The organism is Lentzea albida, from assembly GCF_900111005.1.
GTDB lineage: Bacteria > Actinomycetota > Actinomycetes > Mycobacteriales > Pseudonocardiaceae > Lentzea > Lentzea albida.
In genome coordinates, this window is sequence record NZ_FOFV01000023.1 from 112,831 (window position 1) to 128,867 (window position 16,037).

The following is a 16,037-nucleotide window of genomic DNA, read 5'->3' on the forward strand; positions in this document are numbered from 1 at the left end:
GCCCGGACGCAGCATTCGCCAGCCACCCGCCGTGACGGCCTCCGCGCTCACGTCGACGAGGACGCCGTCATCTCGGAGGACGGTCGCGGAACCGTCGCTGTTAAAAGTAGACACAGTCGCCTGCACGGAGCAGAAGCCTAGTGCTGCGGCAGCTGGCCTTCGCCCCCGTGTTCGGCGTTCAGACGGTCGCGAGGTGGCCCGCTGAGCGTCGAACACGCGGCGAAGGCCGGCTGCCGCGGCACGGGTGCCCGGCATCAGACGTTCGGGCCTACACGGTTCTCCGGGCGCACTGCCAGGGTCGATCCATGAAGGTTATTGCCACGATCACCGCGGCGACCCTGTTGGCCTTCACCACGGCAGGCCTGGCTTCGGCGGCTTCCGCCGAACCCACGACTCCGAAGGTGGACAAACCACGACTGCAGGCGGCGGCCAAGAACGTCCGGCTGAAAGCCTCACTTCCCGGTACCGAACGAGCCATCTCGATCGCGTTCGCCCAGTACGGCAAGCGCGACGTGGCGTTCGTGAGCATGGAGACCGGGTTGAAGACGTTCGACGTCACCGATCTCGACAGGCCCAAGCTCCTCGACCACCTCACGAAGGAGGAGATGGCGCTGCCGGGCGACGACCCGACCAAGCGCTTCTGGGAGAACGAGGACATCAACGTCGACCCCAAGCGCAAGCTCGCGTTCCTGGCGCGCGAGGTCAACTCGTTCGGCCGCGCGCTGCCCGGCGACCGCCCGACCGGCAACTACATCGTGTCCGCTGTGGACCCCGCCGACCTCAAAATCCTCAGCTTCCACAGGCAGAACACCGGTCACACCAGCACCTGCGTCAACGACTGCCAGTTCCTCTGGACGGCCGGGCTCGACCGGTCGGACGCCAAGACCGGGCGGATCTTCGTCACGGACATCCGCGATCCGAAGACGCCCAGGGAACTGCCGCACGACGTGGACGTCCGCGGCAAGGCGGGCGAAGGCAAGATCACGCACGACGTCCAGGTCGACGCCCAGGGCATCGCCTGGGTGGCGGGCGACGACGGCACCCGCGGCTACTGGACGCAGGGCTGGCACCGGGACCCGTTGACCGGGAAGTACCGCGAGGCCAAGGCGTGGGACCCCGTCCCGTACGCGGGCGGCGCGGTGCCGAAGGCCGACATGCCGACCTCGTTCACGCACAACTCGTTCCGCCCGGTCGGCCGCACGCTGCTCGACGGCCCGCTGCCCACGCGGGAGAACCCGCCGGGAAGCCTGCTCCTGCACACCGAGGAGGCGTTCGGCTCGCCCACCTGCAAGACCGAGGGCCGGTTCGTCATCTCGTCGTTGCAGGGCACGCACGGCGGTGAGGGCTGGGGTGAGACGCCGAAGGAGATGAAGACCGTCGGCATCTGGAGCCCCGACGACCAGGAGGGCACGATCCCCGGCGACGTCACGTGCTCCGCGCACTACTTCGACGTGCAGAAGAGGATCGTGGCCTACTCCTGGTACAACCAGGGCACCCGCTTCCTCGACATCTCCAACCCCGCCAGGCCGATCCAGATCGGGTACTGGCGGCCGGACACCGCTACTTCGTGGGCGCCGTACTGGCACCGCGGCACGGTGTTCGTGGCGGACATCTCGCGCGGCGTCGAGATCCTGCAGCTGGAGCGGGGCGCCTACGAGGCGCAGGCGAGCGGCACTCCCGTGACGCTCACCGCGCACCACGCGAGGGAACTGGCCAGGGAGAGCGACCGGGAACCCGTGCCGCTCGCCCCGAACCCGTTCTACGGCTGGGCCTGCCCGATGGTCGCGAGCCGCGACGACTCGGACTGCGGCGCAGGAGCCTGCGGCGCACCCTGCTGAGCGACGGCCGCCTTGACGGCGGCCTTCGCGCGCTGGCGGGTGACCACGCGCCGGCCGAGGTCGATCATCGGGATCTCCACGGTCGCGTAGAGGACGCTCGCCAGCACCAGTCCCGCCGCCGTGACCACCACGGACTGACCGAGACCGGACAGGGCGGGCCAGAAGAACGCGATGATCGTCGCGGCGATCGTCTGCACCAGGTACAGCGAGTAGGACCGCTCGCCGACGAACTGCATCGGCTTCGTGGACAGCAACGTCGTGGCCGGTCCCGGTGCGACCATCGCGGTCAGCAGCACCGCCGTCGCGAGCGCGTACACCGGGATGACCAGGACGTGACCGGGCATTCCGCCGATCCCGTCCAGGAAGTCGGCGATCGGCTTCACGCTCAGGTGGACACCGGTGAACCCGAGCGCGACGGCGATCTGCGCGACCCGGTTCGTGAGGGGGCGCAGCAACGCGAACCCGCGCGGGCTGTGCAACACGATCGCGAGCACGACACCGGTCAGGATCGAGAAGTAGTGCAACGGCCAGCCGGGGTTGCTGTGCTCCGTCGTGAAGTTCACGAGGCCGAGCGCGAGCAGCATGCCGAGGGCGGCGGCACCGGCGCGGCGGCGCAGCACGACGGTGCCCAGCGCGATCGCCACCAGGGGCCAGACCAGGTAGAACTTCTGCTCGATGCCCAGCGACCACGACTGCCCGTACGGGCTGGCACCGGCGAACTCGTTGGTGAACGTGAGGAAGTACTTCAGCGCGGGGCCGATGCCGTTGCTGACGAACGTCCCGTAGAGCGCGGACGCCACGACCGTGACGAGCAGGACCACGAAGTACACGGGGAGGATCCGGAAGGCCCGGCGCAGGTAGAACTCACCGAGCGCGATGCGGCCCGTCCTGCGTTCCTCGCGCAGCATCAGCGTGGTGATCAGGAATCCGCTGAGGACGAAGAACATCTGGACACCGACCCAGCCCTGAAGCCGGTCGGGACCGCCGTAGTGGAAGAAGACGACCAGTACCGCGGCGATGGCGCGCAGGCCGTCGAGTGCGGGAAAGCGGCGCAACGCCAGGTAGTCGGCGTGCGTCAATGAACTCATGCAGGTACACCTCAGGGCAACGCGTCGGGGAGACGACGTCGGGGATGCGTCGTCTGGCGTAGGGGGATACGGATGTAAAGGTGCCGGGGTTCCCCTGTGCGTTGCCCAAACCAACATTTTCGTGGCGTTCGTCACTGAACCGCGGAGCGGGTGGGAACGAAGGGGAGCGCGTCAGCAGGCGGGCAACGCCGAGAGTTCCGCCAGCGGGGCCGCGGCCGCGACGCGCCACCCCTGCTGCGTCAACGCCCCGCCGTGCACCTCCAGCCAGTACGAGCCTTCGGTCGTGTGGACGGTCGCGCGGCTGCGGACGTCCGTGATGTGCGAGGACCCCGACTGCCACGACACGAAGTCACCGCTGACCCGCGGGAACACGATGCCCTCGTTCTTCGGCGAGGTCCTGATCCCCGCCAGCTCACGCGGTTCGGGCCAGCCCTCGCGCCAGGCGCGCAGCTTCTCGCCCTGCGCCCACACGACCGTGCGCCCGTCGGACGCCACGCCGTCACCGGGTTTCGCGTCCTTCAACGGATCGGGCAGCGCGCCCTCGGCGCGGAACCTCCCGTCCTGCTGCCAGAGCACCGCGTCACCGAGGAAAACCGGCCTCTTGCCGGGGCCGACGACCCTGTCCTTCTTCTTCGCCAGGTCGTAGACGTGCACGCCGAGGCTGTCGGACCAGGCGGCCCTGCCGTTGTGCACCACGGCACCGCTGTCGCCGATCTGCACGGGCGCGCCGTCGTCGCGCGAGTCCCACGCGTAGGTCGTGGTGGTGTGGTCCGCCGGGCCCGGTGTCGTGGAGAAGGTGACCCAGCGGCCGTCGAACTCGACGCCGAAGAGCTGCCCGTTGTTCTGCACGGCCATCACCTGCTGCCGCTTGCCGTGGTCGTGCAGCACCAGTTCGGTGGTCCTGTTGCGCGTGGTCTTCACCAGCGTCGTGCCGGCGTCGGAGTCCGCCGCGACGACGACCACCTTCTCGTGCGAGCCGACCTCGGTCCTGTTGCGGGACAGCCGGTCCTTCCAGTCCTGGGGCAACGCCACCTGGCACGTGCCGAGGTTGCTCTCGGCCGTGTAGTCGGACGGACGGTCGATCGGATAGGCGGCGACACAGCCCGCGATGGCCGTGACAGCCGCCAGCGCGATGAGCGCTCGCATCAGTCTCCCAAGTCGTGATCACCCGGTAGACGTGTGGCGACGGCTCAGGTTGTCCAGGCGGGCAGGGCGTTCGCGGTGCGGGGGCCGAGGCCGAGCGCGTTCGCCAGCCGCAGGTCTTCTTCCGTGTCCACGTCGCAGCGCAGCGACGGCCACGGACCGAGCAGCGCGACGGCACCGGAGAGCCGGTGGTGCCCGGCCGACCCGATGCCGAACCTCGGGTGGAGCTCGCCGCCGGGTGCCGCGAGGAGCAGCGTCGTGCCCGTGCCCTGGCGGTCCGGGACGAACGCCCGGCGCCCGGCCGCGGCTTCCAGCGCGGCCTGCAACTCGTCGGGCTTCAAAGCGGGCAGGTCGGCCTGCAGCGCGCCGATGCGGGACGAACGGAGCGTGCGCGCGCCGTGCCGCAGCGCCGCGTTGAGGCCGGGCTCGGCGGGTTCGGGGACCGACTCGACGCCCAGCGCGGCCATCTCGGACGCGACGGCCGGGTCGGATGTGATCGTCACCACGCGGCGGACGCCGGGGGTCGCGAGGGCCGCGCTCACCGTGTCGAGGGCGAGCGCGAGCGCCAGCGCCGCGTGTGACACCGGATCGCCACCGGTCGCGCTGGTCAGCCTGGTCTTGGCCCGGTCGAGCGTCTTGACCGGGACCACTAGTTCCACTTCATCCCGCACCTCGTCATAGTCCACGATCCGGCGACTACTGTGCTCAGGGCGCAGGTGAGTGCAGGTCCGGGAGTGAGGAGAGGCCACGTGGCCAAGGAGAAGGGCGGCTTCTGGGTGGGGGTCGCGGCGGCGATCGTCTACCCCATGTCGTTCGTGCTGGGCAGGCACCGGATCCTGCACGGGGACCGGATCCCCCGCCAGGGCGCGGCGCTGCTGGTCATGAACCACATCTCGCACCTCGACCCGTGCTACGACGCCGTGTTCGTGCACCGCAACGACCGGGTCCCGCACTTCCTCGCGAAGCACAGCCTCTGGAACGTGCCGGTCATGGGCCGCATCCTCAAGGGCGCGAAGCAGATCCCGGTCTACCGGGGCACCACGGACGCCCAGCAGAGCCTGCGCGAGGCGCACAAGGCGCTGGCGACCGGCCAGGTCGTGGTGATCTACCCGGAGGGCACGATCACCAAGGACCCCGACGGCTGGCCCGCGAACTCGCGCACCGGAGTCGCCCGCCTCGCCCTGCAGCACGACGGCCCCGTGATCCCGGTCGCCCGCTGGGGCACCCTGGACCTCTACAACCACTACCAGAAGAAGTTCCGGCCGTTCCCGCGCAAGACGATCACGCACCTCGTCGGGGAGCCGGTCGACCTCTCCGCCTACCGGGGCAAGGAGGAGACGCTGCCGCTGCTGCGCGAGGTCACCGACCTGCTGATGGGCGCGGTCAAGGCGAACCTGGCCGAGATCCGGCAGCAGGAGGCGCCAGAAGGCTTCTACGGACCGAGGAAGGCCTGAACCATGGCGATCGAACGTGTTGCGGTGCTCGGCTCCGGGTCGTGGGGGACGGCCTTCGCGAAGGTCGTCGCGGACTCCGGCCCCGAGGTCGTGCTGTGGGCGCGGCGCCAGGAGGTCGCCTCGGAGATCACCGGGACGCGCGTGAACTCCGGTTACCTGCCCGGCATCTCGCTGCCCGCCAACCTCTCGGCCACCTCCGACCCGGCCAAGGCGCTCGACGGCGCGGACGCGGTCGTCCTCGCCGTGCCGTCGCAGACGTTGCGGGCGAACCTGTCCGGCTGGAAGGACCTGCTGCCGCCGGACGCCACCCTCGTCTCGCTGTCCAAGGGCGTCGAGCTCGGCACGCTCAAGCGGATGAGCGAGGTGATCCGCGAGGTCGCCGGCGTCGACGAGTCGCAGGTCGCCGTGGTGTCCGGGCCGAACCTGGCCAAGGAGATCGCCGTCGGTCAGCCGACCGCGACGGTCATCGCGTGCACGGACCACGACCGCGCGGTCGACCTGCAGCACGCGTGCTCGAACTCGTACTTCCGCCCGTACACCAACACCGACGTCGTCGGCTGCGAGCTGGGCGGGGCGTGCAAGAACGTCATCGCGCTGGCGTGCGGCATGGCGGCGGGCATGGGGTACGGCGACAACACGATGGCCTCGATCATCACGCGCGGCCTGGCCGAGACGGCACGCCTGGGCGCGGCGCTGGGCGCCGACCCGCTGACGTTCGCGGGTCTCGCCGGGCTGGGCGACCTCGTGGCGACGTGCGCGTCGCCGTTGTCGCGCAACCGGTCCTTCGGCGAACGGCTCGGCAAGGGCGACACCCTCGCGCAGGCGCAGGAGGCCGCGCACGGGCAGGTCGCCGAAGGCGTGAAGTCCTGCTCGTCGATCCGCGAGCTGGCGAACGCGCACGGCGTCGACATGCCGATCACCGAAGGCGTCCACCAGGTCTGCCACGACGGCCTGAGCGTGCGCGACCTCGGTGCCGCGCTGCTCGGCCGCGACCGGAAGCACGAGCGCCAGTGAGCCCCGACGAACTCGGTGACGGCACGCGCGTCGTCCACGCGGTCCAGGGCGGCCCGGGCGACCCGTTCGGCGCGCAGCCCGTGTTCGCGTCCGCCTTCCACCTCGGCGGGCAGGACACCTACGCCCGTTCCGGCAACCCGACGTGGCGGTCCCTCGAGACGGCGCTGGGCTCGCTGGAGGGCGGTGAGTGCGTCGTCTTCCCGTCGGGGATGGCGGCGATCTCGACGCTCCTGCGGACCGTTCTGTCCACTGGGGACACCCTGGTCCTCCCGTCGGACGGGTACTTCCTCAGCCGGAAGTTCGTGTCCGAAATGGACGTGCGGGTCGTCGAGGCGCCCACGGCCGGGCCGTACCCGTCCTTCGACGGGGTGAAGCTGGTCCTGCTCGAAACGCCGTCGAACCCCGGCCTGGACATCTGCGACATCGCGGAACTGGCCGCGCGGGCGCACGAGGCGGGCGCGCTGCTGGCCGTGGACAACACGACCGCGACCCCGCTCGGGCAACGGCCGCTGGAGCTGGGTGCCGACGTCGTCGTGGCGTCGGACACCAAGGCGGTCGCGGGCCACAGCGACGTCCTCTTCGGACACGTCACCGCCGCGTCGCCGGAGCTGGCCACCCGGTTGCGCGACGCGCGGACGTTGAGCGGCGCGATCCCCGGTCCGTTCGAGACCTGGCTCGTGCTGCGCGGCCTCGGCACGCTCGACCTGCGGCTGGAACGCCAGGCGCGCAACGCCGCCGCGCTGTACGAGGCGTTGTCCGGCAAGGTCTCCGGGCTGCGCTGGCCGGGCGCCGAGCAGGACCCGGCCTACCTGCTGGCCGCGCAGCAGATGCGGCGGTTCAACGGGGTGCTGACGTTCGAGCTCTCCGACGCGGCCGCGGTCGAGGCGTTCATCGAGAAGTCCCGGTTCGTGTCGGCGGCGACGTCGTTCGGCGGCCTGCACTCGACGGCGGACCGGCGCGCGCAGTGGGGCGACCCGGTGCCGGAGGGCCTCGTGCGCTTCTCTGCCGGCTGCGAGGACACGCGCGACCTGGTCGCGGACGTGTCCCACGCCTTGGGACTGGATTGACGGGGGGTCCCGTTTTCGGGACCCTTCCCGGCATGTCCTCCAACACGTGTTGCTGTTGTACCTGGCGATAGTCCCGCGTCCTCTTTTCGCGCACTCGCCTGGTTAGGACTTCTCCCCGATGTTCGCCGTTCCCGAGAACAGCGTCGTTCTGCCTGAAAACTCCGCGTTGCTGCACCCCGTCCGGGTGGCTCTGTCGTGGGCGACCGATCGCGACCGCTGGAAGCACCTGCTCCGGTACGACCCGGAGGAGCGCTTCTCGGCGCTGGTCGACAAGACCGACGACCAGGAGATCTGGCTGATGAGCTGGCTCCCCGGGCAGACCGCGTCGCTGCACGACCACGACCACACCTCCGGCGCGTTCACCGTCGTCAGCGGCCTGCTGACCGAGGTCGTCACCACGAAGATCCAGGTCGTGCACTCGCTGCACGCCGGTCAGTCGCGGGTGTGGGGCCCTGGTTACGTGCACCAGGTGCGCAACGACGGCGTGGATCCGGCCGTGTCGATCCACGTCTACCGCCACGGCACACGCGCCATGACCCCGTACCGCTACGACCCGGTCAACGGCCCCGTTCGCTGACGTGCGGCGGGATCGCCCTGTCCGTCTCGTGCGGCACGGGCGCGCCCCACGTCGTGACGAGCGGCATGTGCCCTGCCCACACGAGGTTCGCTTCGAGGTCCGAGGGCTCCTCGCCCGGCCCGCCCTCGCGCACCTTCACGCTCGCCTCGGTCAGGTCGATCTCCAGCGCGACCGTCTGCGCGAGCTCCTTCTTGGAGGGGCTCCGCGCGTAGTCCCAGCTGCCCGGCGTGACGTGCTCGACGATGACCTTCAGCGCGTGCTCCGGGTCTTCGGCGACCTTCGCCGTGCCGTGGACGATCGCCGACCGGTAGTTCATCGAGTGGTGGAAGACCGACCGCGAGTAGACGACGCCGTCGACGAGCGTGACCGCGACGCACACCGGCTTGCCCTCGATCATGCTCCGGATGGACCGCGAGCCCGTCGAGCCGTGCAGGAAGATGCGGTTGCCGTCGCGCCCGTACGCGGTGGGGATGAGGAACGGCGCCCCGTCGACCTCCACGGCGAGGTGGCACACCATGCCCGCGTCGAGGATGTCGTAAAGCACCTGGCGGTCCTGGACGGCTCTCTTCTTGCCGCGGACGACGGTGCTGCGCGGGGTGGGGGAGAGCTGCACGTCAGTGGTCATGCTTCTACTGTGCTGGCGGAAGTGGCATTATTGAAGCGCCATTTTCCGCCGATTCGAGAAGGCCACTTTGGCTGAGACCGCACTGCCCGTGGCGCTGGACCGCGAGTCCGCCGAACCGCTCGCCGTCCAGCTCGCCGACGCCCTGCGCTCCGCCGCGTCGGAGGGCCGTCTGCGCGCGGGCGACCGTCTGCCGTCAACGCGCGCGTTGGCCGACTCACTCGGAGTGTCCCGCACGGTCACCGCCGCCGCCTACGAACAGTTGCACGCGGAAGGCTGGATCGCCGGTCGGCACGGTTCCGGCACCTACGTCACCACAACGCCTCCCGGCCCGTTGCGCAAACGCTCGCGCACGCCCGTCGCGCCCGTGATCACCGACTTCGTGGACCTCGGCACCGGGGCCCCGTGGGCGAGCGGGCTCGACCGGGCGGCCTGGCGCAGGGCGTGGCGTGCCGCGGCGGACGCGCCTCCGCTCTCCCGCGCCGAACGCGCAGGCCTGCCCGAGTACCGCGAGGCCATCGCCGAACACCTGCTGCGCCACCGCGGCCTCGCCGTGAGCGCCGAGCCGGTGCTGGCGACCGGCGGGACCACGGCCGTGCTGACCGAGATCGCCGTCGCGGTGCTGGCGCGCGGCGACGTGGTGGCCGTCGAGGAACCCGGCTACCAACGGGCCGTCGGCGTCTTCAAGGCCAACGGCCTGCACGTGGTCCAGGCGGCCGTCGACGCGGAGGGGTTGCTCCCCGAGGCCGTGCCCGCCGGCGTGAAAGCCGTCTACTGCTCACCCGCGCACCAGTACCCGCTGGGCGGCCGCATGTCCGCGGCACGACGGGTCGCGCTCGTCGAACGGGCCCGGCGCGACGGCTGGCTCGTCATCGAGGACGACTACGACGGCGAACTCCGCTACGACGTCGCCCCGCTGCCGTCCCTCGCCGCACTGGCCCCGGACGTCGTGGTCCACCTCGGCACCACGAGCAAGATCCTCACCCCGACCCTGGGCGCGGGCTGGATGGTCGCGCCCGAGCACATCGCCACGACCGTCCTCGAACACCGCGACCTGACCGGCACCAGCCCGGCGGCGGCGGGCCAGCGGGTCGTCGTGGAACTGGCGCGCACCGGCGACCTCGGCCGGCACCTGCGCAAACTGCGCCGGGAGCTGTCCGAACGGCGTGCGCTCATCATCGACACGTTCGCCGCCGCCGGCATCGAGGTGCTCGGCGACGACGCGGGCGCGCACGTGGTGGTGCTGCTGCCCGGCGCCGAACTGGAACGGGACCTGATGAGGCGTGCGCTCGAACGCGGTCTGCGGGTCGACGGGCTGGCCCGGCACTACGTGAACAGGGCCAAGCTGCACGGGCTCGTGATCGGGTACAGCGCGTGCTCGCGCGAGCAGTTGGTGGCCGCGCTGCCGGTGCTGACCGAGTTGCTCAGCACGGGCGGCTGACGACGACCACCTCGCGGTGCGTGACGAAGCCGAGCCGCTCGTTCACCCGGATCATGTGCGTGTTCGCCGCATCCGTTCCGGTGTCGACGCGTTCGAGTTCGGACCGGTCCGCCCGCAGCCACCGCACCATGTGCGCCTTGACGGCCAGGCCGAGGCCCCGGCCGCGATGGGCGGGCGTGACCGCGGTGCTGCCCCAGAACGTGTCGGTGGAGTCGCCGGCGTGGATCGGGACGTCGGTCAGCGCCACGACGAGACCGGTGGTCTCCTCGACCGCGACGACGACCCGTTGCTCGACACCGGCCGCACGGGCCTCGGCCTCGTCGGCCCGGACCTCCTGCGGCGTCCACTCCGGTTCCTGCCGCGCGGAGTCCGTGCCCGGGGAGTCGTGCATCGACTGCCTGGTGGCGGCCACCGACGCCAGCAGGTGCTCCGGTGTCGTGCCGATCCACTGCTCCAGGCGGTAGCCGGTCGGAGCGGTGGCGTCCGCGGTGGCATCGGTGAGCGTCAACCGCTGCAGGGTCCTGGACGCCGCGAGGCGGAACCCGCGCGCCGACGCCCACAGCTCGCCCGCGCTGCCCTTGGTGACGCCCCACCCTTCGAACGCGTCCACGCCGCGGGCGCGCAGCTCCGGCAGCAACGCCTCCAGCAGGGCGGTGCCGACGCCTTGCCGGCGGTGCTCCGGGTGCACCGTGATCGTGCCCACCGCCAGCCGCGAGTTCATCCCGCTGAGCAGTCCCGCGGACGTGATGCCCGCACCCGCGCCGTCCCTGCGTGCGACGAGCCGCACCACCTCGCTGAAGTCGGGGTTCGGCTCCCACAGCGACGCGATGGCCCACGCCCGGTTCGACGTCGGGTCCTCCGCCAGCCGCACGTCCGTGTAAGCGTCGACCGCGGCCTCGTCGTCCAGGTCGAGCGGTTTGATCTCCAGCACGCGGGCGAGGCTAACTGGCGGGGAAGGACAATCGCCCAAACGGGTAGGGTCCCCGGCATGACGCAGCGCAAGACGAGGGTCGCCGTGGTCTTCGGCGGCCGCAGCTCCGAGCACGAGGTCTCCTGCCAGTCCGCCAAGAGCGTCCTGCCCTACCTGGACGCGGACCGGTTCGAGGTGGTGCCGGTCGGCATCACGCCGCAGGGGCAGTGGGCACTCGGCACGGACCCGAACGCGCTGGAGGCCGGCGCGGGCAACCTCCCGACGCTGCGCAACCGGACCGTCGCCGCGGTCGAGCCGGGCGTGGCGTTGAAGGACGTCGACGTCGTCTTCCCGCTGCTGCACGGCGCGTGGGGCGAGGACGGCACGATCCAGGGCCTGCTCGAACTCGGCGGCCTGCCCTACGTCGGCCCGGGCGTGTTCGCGTCGGCGGCCGCGATGGACAAGGTCTTCGCCAAGAAGATCCTCCAGGCCGAGGGCCTCAACGTCGGCAAGTTCGTCGCTCTGGACCGTTCCACGAAGACGCTGACGCTCGACGAGCGCGAGCACCTCGGCCTGCCGGTGTTCGTGAAGCCGTCGCGCGCCGGGTCGTCCGTCGGCATCTCCAAGATCAGCGACTGGGCCGACCTGGACGCCGCGATCTTCGAGGCGCGGCAGCACGACCCGAAGGTCATCGTCGAGGCCGCCGTCGCGAACCCCCGCGAGATCGAACTCGCGGTGCTCGAGTTCCCGGACGGCCGGATCGAGGCCTCGCTGCCCGCCGAGCTGCGTCCCACCGGCACGGGCGCCGACTGGTACGACTTCGAGGCCAAGTACGTCAACGACTCCTACGAGGCCGACATCCCGGCGAAGCTCGACGACGACGTCACCGCGCGCCTGCGCGAGCTCGCCGTCACGGCGTTCAAGGCGCTCGACTGCCAGGGACTGTCCAGGGTGGACTTCTTCCTGACCGAGGACGGCGAGCTGATCGTCAACGAGCTCAACACGATGCCCGGCTTCACGCCGATCTCCATGTACCCCAAGGCGTGGGACGCGACGGGCATCGACTTCTCGACGCTGCTCACCACGCTGATCGAGACGGCGATCGCGCGAGGCTCAGGCCTCCGCTAGGGCGCCGTCTTGACCGGCTGCTTAGGCAGCAGGTCGCGCACCGTCGTGGAGATGTCCTGCAACGGCCCGGTGCCCGCCGCGTCGGGCACCGTCAGCGCCACGTACGCCTCGCGGTCCACGATCACCCAGGTGGAGCTGCCCGAGCCGGGCAGCTCGAGCCACTGCACGTCGGAGATCACCCGCAGCTGCGAGGTCGCCGACAGCTCGGACGGCCGCGGCAGTCCGCACCGCAGAACCACCGGATCGTGTTTGGCGTCACCCCACGCGACCGTGGCCTGGGGAGCGGGCGAAGCGAGTTCGCGGCGCGACAGCATGTCCTTCCCGGACGGCAGTCCCACCGGCAGCTTCTCGACGAGCGTCGTGCACGCCGGTGAGCCGGCGTCCGGCGCGTCGATCGAGACCAGCGCGAGGGGACCCGTGCGACCGGGCACGTCCTCTGTCTGGTTCCCCGTGCCCAGCCACAACCCGAGGCCGGCGACACCGATGGCGAGCACGACGGCGAGCCCGACCGCCGCGATCAGCGGCCGGGACAACGCCGACGTGGTTTCCTGCTGAGTCACCCGGTTATGACAACACGGGCTAGAGATGTACCACCGGGCAGGTCAGGGTCCGGGTGATCCCCTCGACGTTCTGGATGCGCGCGACCACGAGCTGACCGAGCTGGTCGACGGTGTCGGCTTCGGCGCGGACGATGACGTCGTAAGGACCGGTGACGTCTTCTGCGGTTGCTACCCCGGCGATCCCGGAGATCTCGGAGGCGACTGCGGCGGCCTTGCCGACCTCGGTCTGGATGAGGATGTATGCATGCACCACGGCGTGCCCCTTCGTCGCGACAGGTTGGGTCGAGGTAGGAACGTGTCACGCAACGTACCCCAGTTGGGGTTCCGAATGCTCAGAATGGGAGGCAACTTTGCGTCCGGAGCCGCCGCGCGACGCGGAGACGGTCGCCGATGTGGGTGAGTTCGATCTCATCCACCGGGTGACGACCGGTCGGGCGCAGCCGGAGACGACCATCCTCGGTCCCGGTGACGACGCGGCCGTCGTCGCCGTCCCGGACGGACGGGTCGTCGCCTCCAAGGACCTGCTGGTCGAGGGTGTCCACTTCAGACTCGACTGGTCCAGTCCCGAGCAGGTGGGCCGAAAAGCGGCCGCGGTGAACCTCGCCGACGTCGTCGCGATGGGAGCGCTGCCGTCCGCTCTGCTCGTCGGTTTCGCGTGCCCGCCCGACACCCGCGCGTCCGTCGTGGAGGGGATCATGGCGGGGCTGTGGGAAGAAGCGGCGAAGGCCGGCGCGGGCGTCGTCGGCGGCGACATGGTCAGCTCCGCCACACTGGTGATCTCCATCACCGCCATGGGTGACATGAACGGGCTGGAGCCGATCACGAGGTCCGGAGCGCTCGTCGGGGACGTCGTGGCGGTCACCGGCAGGCTCGGCTGGGCCGCCGCGGGACTGGCGGTGCTCGGGCGCGGATTCCGTTCGCCGGTGGGCATCGTGAACGCCCAGCGCGCCCCGGAGCCGCCGTACGAGGAGGGCCCCAAGGCCGCGGAGGCCGGCGCCACTTCGATGATCGACGTCTCTGATGGACTGCTGCAGGACCTCGGTCACATCGCGGACTCGTCGGGAGTCGCGATCGACGTCCGCACCGAACTGCTGCCGCTGCACCCGCGTCTGCTCGACGTCGCGTCAGCGCTCGGCGGCGACGCGCGGCACTGGGCGCTGACCGGCGGCGAGGACCACGCCCTCGCCGCGACGTTCCCGGGACCCAAGGCGGTGCCGCCGAACTGGACGACGATCGGCACGGTCCGCGCGGGCGGAGGTGTGACGGTCGACGGCAGGGTGTACGAAAAACCTCCCGGCTGGGAGCACTGGCGGGCGTAGACTTCACTGCCGTGGAACTATGCACGCGCGCGTATGACCATCCAGATGCGGTCAAGATGATCGACGACCTCCAGCAGGTCTACGTCGAGCGCTACGGCGACGTCGACATCACGCCGGTCGACCCGGCGCAGTTCGCCGCGCCGCTCGGCTACTTCGTCATCGGCTACCTCGACGGCGTGCCCGTCGCGTGCGGCGGCTGGCGCGTGAACGACGAGCTCGAAGGCGCCGCCGAGATCAAGCGGATGTACGTCGTCGACTCCGCACGCGGCAAGGGCCTCTCACGGCTGGTGCTCGCGCATCTGGAGGTCACCGCGCGAGAAGCGGGGCTGGAGCGGATGGTGCTGGAGACCGGGCTGAAGCAACCCGAGGCGATCAGCCTGTACACGTCCAGCGGATACGCGCCGATCGCGAACTTCGGCGTCTACCGCGACCACCCGGACAGCCGCTGCTTCGGGAAGTCGTTGTAGGTTCAGGCGCATGGCCATCTACGCGTTGGGGGACTACACGCCGCAGATCCACCCGGACGCGTACGTCCACCCGGACGCGACGGTGATCGGCGACGTGCGCATCGGTGCTTTCTCGTCGGTGTGGCCGCAGGCCGTGCTGCGCGGCGACTACGGGCGCATCGTGATCGACGAGCGCACGTCGATCCAGGACGGCACCGTCGTCCACTGCACCGAGGTCCACCCGGTGCACATCGGCTCGTCGTGCGTCATCGGCCACAACGTCCACATCGAGGGCGCCACGGTCTCCGACGACTGCCTGATCGCCTCGGGTTCGGTGGTGCTCAACGGTTCCATCGTGGAGAAGGGCGCGATCGTCGGCGCCGGTGCGGTGGTCTCGTTCGACGGCCACGTCCGCGAGCGCACGATGGTGCTGGGAGTGCCCGCGAAGGAGAGGCCCGGACACGTTGTGCCGGAACAAGCCTGGGCGTTCATCGTCGAGAAGTACGTTCAGAACATCGCTTTGTACCGGGAGAAGCTCCGCCGCCTCGACTAGTGCCGCGTCAGCCGACCTTCGCCGCGTCTTCGACGCTCAGCGGGCCACCTCGCGGCACCGGCCCCGCGCCCCGGTACAACCAGTACAGGGACGCGAGGCCGGCACCACGATGCGACCGTCTGAACGTCGAAGACGGGGCAAAGGCCGACTGACGCGGCACTGGGTGAGATAGGGTTCACAGCCGTGGCTCGTCCCCTCAACGAAGTTGTCGAAGCCGGCTGGGCTGAAGCTCTCGCCCCCGTCGCTGACCAGATCGCCGCCATGGGTGAGTTCCTGCGCGGGGAGGTCGCCGCCGGCCGCACCTACCTCCCCGCGGGCGAGAACGTGCTGCGTGCGTTCCAGCAGCCGTTCCACCAGGTGAAGGTGCTGATCGTCGGCCAGGACCCGTACCCGACGCCCGGCCACGCGGTCGGCCTGTCGTTCTCGGTCGCGCCGGACGTCCGTCCCATTCCCAAGTCGCTCATCAACATCTACAAGGAATACGCGGAGGACCTCGGTCACCCGATTCCGTCCAACGGCGACCTGACCCCGTGGTCCGAGCGCGGTGTGCTGCTGCTCAACAGGGCACTGACCGTGCAGCCCGGCAAGGCGAACTCCCACCAGGGCAAGGGCTGGGAGGCCGTCACCGAGCAGGCGATCAAGGCCCTCGCCGCCCGTGACGCACCGCTGGTGTCGATCCTGTGGGGCCGCAACGCGCGCAACCTGCGTCCGTTGCTGCAACCGTTGCCCGCCATCGAGTCGGCGCACCCGTCGCCGCTGTCGGCGCACTCCGGGTTCTTCGGCTCGAAGCCGTTCAGCCGCGCGAACGAACTGCTGGAGAAGCAGGGCGCCGAACCGATCGACTGGAAGCTCCCGTAATTGCCCCGGCACGACGTGA

At 70.4% G+C, this 16,037-nt stretch carries 18 protein-coding genes; 11 read left to right on the plus strand and 7 right to left on the minus strand.

Annotation, left to right across the window (positions count from 1 at the left end; genetic code table 11):
* Nucleotides 1-305: 305 nt before the first annotated feature.
* Nucleotides 306-1,838 (plus strand): LVIVD repeat-containing protein, encoded by a 1,533-nt coding sequence (locus BMY74_RS38885; RefSeq protein ID WP_089925653.1) that lies wholly within the window; start codon nt 306-308, stop codon nt 1,836-1,838.
* Here the strand turns inward: BMY74_RS38885 and BMY74_RS38890 are convergent.
* From BMY74_RS38890 to cofC, 3 genes are all read right to left on the minus strand, one after another.
* Nucleotides 1,760-2,926, minus strand: coding sequence for an acyltransferase family protein (locus BMY74_RS38890; RefSeq protein ID WP_089925656.1), 1,167 nt, complete (start codon nt 2,924-2,926; stop codon nt 1,760-1,762). The genes BMY74_RS38885 and BMY74_RS38890 overlap by 79 nt on opposite strands.
* 171 nt (nt 2,927-3,097) lie before the next feature.
* A complete protein-coding gene (locus BMY74_RS38895; protein ID WP_089925659.1) occupies nt 3,098-4,072 on the minus strand; it encodes a hypothetical protein in 975 nt (324 codons plus the stop codon).
* Between the two features lie 44 nt (nt 4,073-4,116).
* Entirely contained in the window at nt 4,117-4,728 is a 612-nt protein-coding gene (gene cofC, locus BMY74_RS38900; protein WP_245786620.1) for a 2-phospho-L-lactate guanylyltransferase, read from the minus strand.
* A gap of 147 nt (nt 4,729-4,875) precedes the next feature.
* Between cofC and BMY74_RS38905 the strand changes: the two genes are divergently transcribed.
* The 4 genes from BMY74_RS38905 to BMY74_RS38920 all read left to right on the plus strand — a co-directional run bounded on the left by BMY74_RS38905 (nt 4,876) and on the right by BMY74_RS38920 (nt 8,181).
* Complete coding sequence (locus tag BMY74_RS38905; protein ID WP_089925764.1) at nt 4,876-5,523, plus strand: lysophospholipid acyltransferase family protein; 648 nt, start codon at nt 4,876-4,878, stop codon at nt 5,521-5,523.
* A gap of 3 nt (nt 5,524-5,526) precedes the next feature.
* Nucleotides 5,527-6,537, plus strand: coding sequence for an NAD(P)H-dependent glycerol-3-phosphate dehydrogenase (locus BMY74_RS38910; RefSeq protein ID WP_089925662.1), 1,011 nt, complete (start codon nt 5,527-5,529; stop codon nt 6,535-6,537).
* A complete protein-coding gene (locus tag BMY74_RS38915; protein ID WP_089925665.1) occupies nt 6,534-7,604 on the plus strand; it encodes a cystathionine gamma-lyase in 1,071 nt (356 codons plus the stop codon). The genes BMY74_RS38910 and BMY74_RS38915 overlap by 4 nt, the downstream gene beginning before the upstream one ends.
* Nucleotides 7,605-7,722: 118 nt before the next feature.
* On the plus strand, nt 7,723-8,181 hold the full coding sequence (locus tag BMY74_RS38920; protein WP_089925668.1) for a cysteine dioxygenase: 459 nt from the start codon (nt 7,723-7,725) through the stop codon (nt 8,179-8,181).
* Here the strand turns inward: BMY74_RS38920 and BMY74_RS38925 are convergent.
* Nucleotides 8,162-8,806 (minus strand): pyridoxamine 5'-phosphate oxidase family protein, encoded by a 645-nt coding sequence (locus BMY74_RS38925; RefSeq protein ID WP_089925671.1) that lies wholly within the window; start codon nt 8,804-8,806, stop codon nt 8,162-8,164. The two genes, BMY74_RS38920 and BMY74_RS38925, sit on opposite strands and share 20 nt — an antisense overlap.
* A gap of 67 nt (nt 8,807-8,873) precedes the next feature.
* On the opposite strand from BMY74_RS38925, the gene pdxR reads away from it, so the two are divergent.
* The gene (gene pdxR, locus BMY74_RS38930; RefSeq protein WP_089925674.1) at nt 8,874-10,244 is read left to right on the plus strand and encodes a MocR-like pyridoxine biosynthesis transcription factor PdxR; all 1,371 of its coding nucleotides are present in this window, start codon (nt 8,874-8,876) and stop codon (nt 10,242-10,244) included.
* Here the strand turns inward: pdxR and BMY74_RS44490 are convergent.
* The gene (locus BMY74_RS44490) at nt 10,228-11,175 is read right to left on the minus strand and encodes a GNAT family N-acetyltransferase (RefSeq protein WP_177230135.1); all 948 of its coding nucleotides are present in this window, start codon (nt 11,173-11,175) and stop codon (nt 10,228-10,230) included. The two genes, pdxR and BMY74_RS44490, sit on opposite strands and share 17 nt — an antisense overlap.
* 57 nt (nt 11,176-11,232) lie before the next feature.
* On the opposite strand from BMY74_RS44490, the gene BMY74_RS38945 reads away from it, so the two are divergent.
* Complete coding sequence (locus BMY74_RS38945) at nt 11,233-12,282, plus strand: D-alanine--D-alanine ligase family protein (RefSeq protein WP_089925677.1); 1,050 nt, start codon at nt 11,233-11,235, stop codon at nt 12,280-12,282.
* Here BMY74_RS38945 and BMY74_RS38950 read toward each other — a convergent pair.
* Nucleotides 12,279-12,842: a DUF3515 domain-containing protein gene (locus BMY74_RS38950; protein ID WP_245786621.1), complete on the minus strand. Its 564-nt coding sequence runs from the start codon at nt 12,840-12,842 to the stop codon at nt 12,279-12,281. The genes BMY74_RS38945 and BMY74_RS38950 overlap by 4 nt on opposite strands.
* Before the next feature lie 19 nt (nt 12,843-12,861).
* Nucleotides 12,862-13,095, minus strand: coding sequence for an Lrp/AsnC ligand binding domain-containing protein (locus tag BMY74_RS38955; RefSeq protein WP_089925682.1), 234 nt, complete (start codon nt 13,093-13,095; stop codon nt 12,862-12,864).
* A gap of 97 nt (nt 13,096-13,192) precedes the next feature.
* Between BMY74_RS38955 and BMY74_RS38960 the strand changes: the two genes are divergently transcribed.
* The 4 genes from BMY74_RS38960 (at nt 13,193) to BMY74_RS38975 (ending at nt 16,018) form a co-directional block, all read left to right on the plus strand.
* The gene (locus BMY74_RS38960) at nt 13,193-14,161 is read left to right on the plus strand and encodes a thiamine-phosphate kinase (RefSeq protein ID WP_089925685.1); all 969 of its coding nucleotides are present in this window, start codon (nt 13,193-13,195) and stop codon (nt 14,159-14,161) included.
* Nucleotides 14,162-14,217: 56 nt separating this feature from the next.
* Entirely contained in the window at nt 14,218-14,628 is a 411-nt protein-coding gene (locus BMY74_RS38965; RefSeq protein WP_177230136.1) for a GNAT family N-acetyltransferase, read from the plus strand.
* 10 nt (nt 14,629-14,638) lie between these two features.
* On the plus strand, nt 14,639-15,160 hold the full coding sequence (locus tag BMY74_RS38970) for a gamma carbonic anhydrase family protein (RefSeq protein WP_089925692.1): 522 nt from the start codon (nt 14,639-14,641) through the stop codon (nt 15,158-15,160).
* Between the two features lie 183 nt (nt 15,161-15,343).
* The gene (locus tag BMY74_RS38975) at nt 15,344-16,018 is read left to right on the plus strand and encodes a uracil-DNA glycosylase (RefSeq protein WP_089925696.1); all 675 of its coding nucleotides are present in this window, start codon (nt 15,344-15,346) and stop codon (nt 16,016-16,018) included.
* The last annotated feature ends 19 nt before the right edge of the window (nt 16,019-16,037 follow it).